Raw genomic sequence first — 5,060 nt, 5'->3', positions numbered from 1 at the left:
ACCCGGCCGCACGTCTTGTCCAGGCATCGGTTCCCCATGGGGCCGATGCGCAGAAGCCGGAGACGATGATGTCGCGTATTGGAATCCATTCTTTCGTCTGGTCGGCGGGCTCGGCCAAGGCCGATCTCGAGCGCACGCTGGCCAACACCAGGGAGGCCGGCTTCGACCTCATCGAATTCTCCTATCTCGATCCCGCCAATGTCGACATCGGCGGGCTTGCCAGGCGCATCGCCGATCTTGGCCTCGGCGTGGCGATCAGCATCGGATTGCCTGCTGATGGCGACATTTCGAGCGCCGACAAGGCGATTGCCGCGCGCGGCGTCGAAATCCTCAACGACACCATCGCGCTGACGCGCGATCTCGGCGGCCGGAAGGTCGCCGGCATTCTCTCGACCAGCCACGGATTGCAGGTCGAGGCGCCGACGCGCGATCAATGGCAGCGCAGTGCCGGCACGCTGGCCAAGGTTGCCGAGACAGCCAAGACGGCCGGCGTCACGCTCAACCTCGAGATCGTCAACCGCTTCGAAAGCAATCTGCTCAACACCGCCGCGCAAGGGCTGGCCTTCATCGAGGACACGGGCTCGGACAACATCTTCCTGCATCTCGACACCTTCCACATGAACATCGAGGAGGCCGATGTCGGCTTGGCCATCCGTCATGCTGCCGATAAGATCGGCTATGTCCATATCGGCGAAAGCCATCGCGGCTTCCTCGGCACCGGCAATATCGATTTCGCCGCAATCTTCGATGCGCTGACCGCTATCGGCTACAGCGACGACCTCAGCTTCGAATCCTTCTCTTCGGAAATCGTCGATGAGAACCTGTCGAAGAAGACCGCGATCTGGCGCAATCTGTGGACGGACAACATGGCGCTGGCCAAGCACGCGCGCGCTTTCATCGGTCTGGGAATGGAGACGGCAAGGCGCAAGGCGGAACTCGTCTCGGCGCGGCACAAACCCTGCCCCGCCCGTCGAGAGCCGAAGGACGCGGCGTGCGCCACAGGGCAGGGTTCCGAACTCAGATTAACAACAGGCCTCGAGGCAGCCGGTTTTGGCGGCTTTTGTGCCGCCATTTTTCCGAGATAGGAATTTTTTCTTGACTCAGTGACCTCAGCTATGGTACATTTTTGCCCATGGTGCTGATTTGCGCCAGTGACCCGCCGCACAGGCGGTTTTTTTGTTTGATGCACCGTCAGCCAAGGTGCCGCCGTATGGCGCCGGCATTGCTCGCGGCAGGTGCATCGGTTATCTGACAACGCCACGCAATCCACCAAACGGAGCCCAGCACATGACACGCGAGACAATCCTCAAATTCGGCACCGTCGAACACGCGGACGCCGGCGATCTGGCTGGCTGGATCGTCGTCGAGGGCAAGCCGACCATGCAAACCGCCGTCCAGCACACGACCGAGGACGGCAAGGTGTTGTCGGGCACCTGGCGCGCGACGCCCGGTACCTACCACGCGACCTATACCGACTACGAGTTCGTGCACATGATCGCCGGCCGCATCATCATCACGCCGGACGGCGGCACACCGATCGAGGTCGGTCCCGGCGATGCCTTCGTGGTGGAAGCCGATTTCAAGGGAACCTGGAAGATCATCGAGCCGGTGACGAAGCATTTTGTCGTCAGGGTTGGCTGAGGCGCGGTGATCCGTCTGGCCCGCCATGGTTCGCCTTGGCGGCGAGTGCTCAAGCGGACGCTTTTTCGTGCCCCGGGGGCCTCTTGGATGCCATCCCATCGGACATCGCGTGGCTGTCGCCGATGGCTCGGAGGAGGTGCGCTGACCTGAGCGCGGTAAGCGTATTCGCTGATCTCTGCATTCGCCGGGGCCTCGGCCAGGCCAATCGCCGGACTCCGGCCATTGGATCACGAAGGCGTCTGCGGCGTCATCCACGGTCGGCCTCGACTGAGTGATACGGCACTCGCCAGCCAAGCGATCTCTCATCGGCGCTTACCAGCCAAATATCCTTGATACGCCGGATTGATCCCCTAGTTCTTTCGGGGGCGCGGCAATCGCGAGGTTGCCTCGGGGGCAGCGGCGGTTCGGGCCGTTCTGACTGCACGCTGCGGAAAGACGGTTGGACCGACGCATCCATGGAGGTCGTCGTGCGTCAATCGCGTGGATTCACCTGTGCGTATTTCGTCTTAGCTTGCTCGATCGCGGTAGTTTGCGCAGGAACTGCAACCGGTGGTCAGCAGGGCGGAGGGCATGGCAACGGCGGCCATGGTTCTGGTGGCCATGGTGGCGGCGGAGGTCATGACGCCGGCGGCAACCACGGCGGCTCGCAGAAAGGGACTGGCGACGACCCCGGCGGCTCCAGTTCGTCGGCGGACGACGGCGAGACCAGCACAAGCGGCACTGCGACAGCCCCGGGGACGGTAGGTCCGGCCACCGCTACTGCTGTTGCGTCCGCAAGGGGCGGACAGTCGCTCGTCCTGCCGGCCGCTCTCCAGCCTCCCAGCGACAGCAACACTCAATCAACAGTCAGCCGAACCGAGGCGCTGCCGGGCGTCCCGGATAAAGTCGTTCGGGCCTGCCATGATGCCATCGAGTCGGCCGCCGCTCCGTTTGGCGCGACCAGCGTGCGCGTCAGCAGCGCGGGCTTCGTACATCAGTTGAGTCGGGCGACGATCTCGGCCCCTATCGAGGTCAGCATCGACTATGTGCGGCAAGGCAACGTGGAAACGCGGCAGGCGGCGATCCAATGCGAATTGGACGCGACAGGCAGCGTGATCGGCCTGACATAGCGAACCGCGCAGAACACCTCGCTGATGAAGCAGGGTGAATTCGAGGGGCCATTCATCTTTGGCCGAAATGGCAGCAGGCCTCGGGTGTGTTACCAAGGGTGCGGGGCATCAAAGATGGCCTTCCACGGAAGCGACCGCGCAGTCGGAATCACTGTGGTGTCACGTGTCTTGGCAAGAGCGAGTAAGGAAGTGTGATCGAACGCACCCGGGTCATCCGCGAAGGGTTGCGAACCTTGCCAGTCTTCTTGCTGACAGCCTTCACCTGGCTGGCTGCCGCGCGCCGCAGCCAAGTCGCGGGCAAGAGAAACAGTGGCCTCGCGTTGCTCGTCCAGAGCCTCCTGAAGCTTAGCGACACGCAACAAAAGAGCTTGGGCGGCTGCTTCGCGCTCGATGCGGGCTCTGTCGAGATCCTCACGATTCATGACGGCTGTAGTACGTTCCCGTGCCAGAGCCTGTGCCGTCTCGGTTGCGGCCTGCTCGGCACGCTCTTTCGCTGAGACTGCTTTGGCTCGCTCCAGTTCAGCCGCCTGGCGCTCGACGCGAGCTTCTTTCAGCTCCTCAACGGCCGCTGCTGCTGCAGCGCGTTCTCGTGCGAGCGTTCGCTCCGTGTCAGCTGCGGTCCGCTCCACTTGTTGTCTCGCTGTGACCGCGTCGGTCCGTTCCTGCTCAGCCGCGGCCGTACGCTTCATGAGTGCGGCATTGGCCAGTTTCGCTTCGGCGAGATCGCCACGAAGCAGCTCCGCCTTCCGGCGTTCGTCGTCGAGCATGCCGCTCGCCTGCGCCAGTGAAGCCTTGGCCGTGGCGCGATCCTCGGCGGCCTCGGTCTCAAGCTGTTCAATTTGGACGCGCGCTTGCGATAAATCGCGCGCCTGCCTTTGGGCCTGCTCCTGCTCGAGATGAGCAGCGGGCATCTCCTCAAGGACATAGCTGGTGGCCTCGCTCAGCATCGTGCGGGCATCTCCCGCAATGCGCCGCAACGCGTCAAGAGTGCGGGCCGCCGCGAGTTCATTGCGCAACCGCTCCTCGCGCGCGTCATCGGCAGCTGCCATGCTTGCCCTCAGCGTGTGGATCTGCTTGCTCGCCTCGAGGAGCGCTCCCTGCAGAGCGGCGCTCCTGGCACGCTCGCCTTCCGCCGCCCGGTGCTCCTGGTCGGCCAATTGTCTCGCAGCGGCAGCCTGAGCACGATTCGTGCCGGCTTGCGCCTGGTTAGCCGTGAGATCCGGGCCAAACAATTCGGCACTCGCCTGAGGTCCCAACGGGCGCGAAAGGTCTCGATGGGCTTGGTCTTGGGTTTGCGAGATGGCGGAAGCGCTTTCGACCCAGATTTGTCTCGTCATCGCATAGCCAATCGGCGCGGCCAGACAAATGGCGGCGAGACCCAAGCGCGATACAAGAACGATCGGCCTGCGAACGACAGGGTTTGAGGCAGGCGCCATGGCCGGGTCGGGATCTCCCATCTGCGCTGTGAAATTCAAACCGCGATCCGCAGCATAGGCCAACGGAGCAATTTTTGGCGGTGAAGCTCTATGGCGCAATTGGTCCCATGCCGACCCGCAAATCCGCTTCCCACGTTCCGCGATCGCGCTGATGGATGCTGCAGGCCGGCCAGACTGCACACTGTTCGGTGCAGGAGCACCGGTCACTAACGAGCTCCCGCTGGGTTCGGATGTCGCGGCGAAATGCTCGATTCGCACTCCGAACCGAGAGTAGTTGGTATTTTGAGCCCGAACATCCAGGCCGACCGCATGCAAGGGGTTGGCAGCCTTGGAAGAAGCAGGTCCGGCGACAAGTCCGGCCGGGCTTTCCCATTCCCAAGAAGCCTCGTCGGCGATACCGGATCTGCCTTCGTCAAACGCTGCAAGGCGGCGCCGTCGCACCGCGGCAAGGATACGCCGGAGCACAAGATAGACGCCCACCGATGCAAGCGTCACCACTGCGATCAGAATGGCCAAATTTACGTCGTTTGCATACATTTCGGCAAGATAATTTGGCATTGCCGTGCCCGTGCGTTCTGGGGTGTATCGTCAAGTTCGTAAAGCGATGTCTGGTCATCCGCCTTGGTATTGGCCAGGCTTACCGCCCTCGAAACGTCGCTTTCTTCGGGATCCTTCTGGTACTTGCGAATTGTTGCGGATGGCGGGGCGCCGGTCGCGCGCTGATAGATCGCCGCAGTTGATATTCCTTGGCGGGCAATGGTCGACCAAGGACACATGCGGGGCCCTGAGACGCCGATTTGCGCCTCTGCATATCAACCTCGCGAGAGTTCGCCGGTGCGGACAATTCGCCACTTCCCGGCTCTTGACTGTCCAT

At 62.7% G+C, this 5,060-nt stretch carries 3 protein-coding genes and 1 pseudogene; 3 read left to right on the top strand and 1 reads right to left on the bottom strand.

Annotated features, from left to right (window positions below):
- Nucleotides 1-68: 68 nt before the first annotated feature.
- The 3 genes and pseudogenes from EOC06_RS21535 to EOC06_RS21525 all read left to right on the top strand — a co-directional run.
- Nucleotides 69-959 (top strand): annotated as a pseudogene (locus EOC06_RS21535) (sugar phosphate isomerase/epimerase family protein); the annotation flags it as partial.
- A gap of 328 nt (nt 960-1,287) precedes the next feature.
- Entirely contained in the window at nt 1,288-1,641 is a 354-nt protein-coding gene (locus EOC06_RS21530; RefSeq protein WP_128308737.1) for a cupin domain-containing protein, read from the top strand.
- Between the two features lie 455 nt (nt 1,642-2,096).
- Nucleotides 2,097-2,750: a hypothetical protein gene (locus EOC06_RS21525; protein WP_164898679.1), complete on the top strand. Its 654-nt coding sequence runs from the start codon at nt 2,097-2,099 to the stop codon at nt 2,748-2,750.
- Between the two features lie 89 nt (nt 2,751-2,839).
- Here the strand turns inward: EOC06_RS21525 and EOC06_RS43075 are convergent, their stop codons facing one another.
- Complete coding sequence (locus EOC06_RS43075; protein ID WP_245469875.1) at nt 2,840-4,702, bottom strand: hypothetical protein; 1,863 nt, start codon at nt 4,700-4,702, stop codon at nt 2,840-2,842.
- Nucleotides 4,703-5,060: the final 358 nt, after the last annotated feature.

The sequence above is a fragment of the Mesorhizobium sp. M7A.F.Ca.MR.362.00.0.0 genome (assembly GCF_004023175.1).
GTDB lineage: Bacteria > Pseudomonadota > Alphaproteobacteria > Rhizobiales > Rhizobiaceae > Mesorhizobium.
The sequence above is the reverse complement of the archived record's forward strand: the minus strand, read 5'-3'. Positions and strand labels throughout refer to the sequence as shown.

What these genes read in the sequence shown, in the direction of transcription:
- EOC06_RS21530 (WP_128308737.1), top strand. Translation starts at nt 1,288, where the DNA reads ATGACACGCGAGACAATCCTCAAATTCGGCACCGTCGAACACGCGGAC.
- EOC06_RS21525 (WP_164898679.1), top strand. Translation starts at nt 2,097, where the DNA reads ATGGAGGTCGTCGTGCGTCAATCGCGTGGATTCACCTGTGCGTATTTC.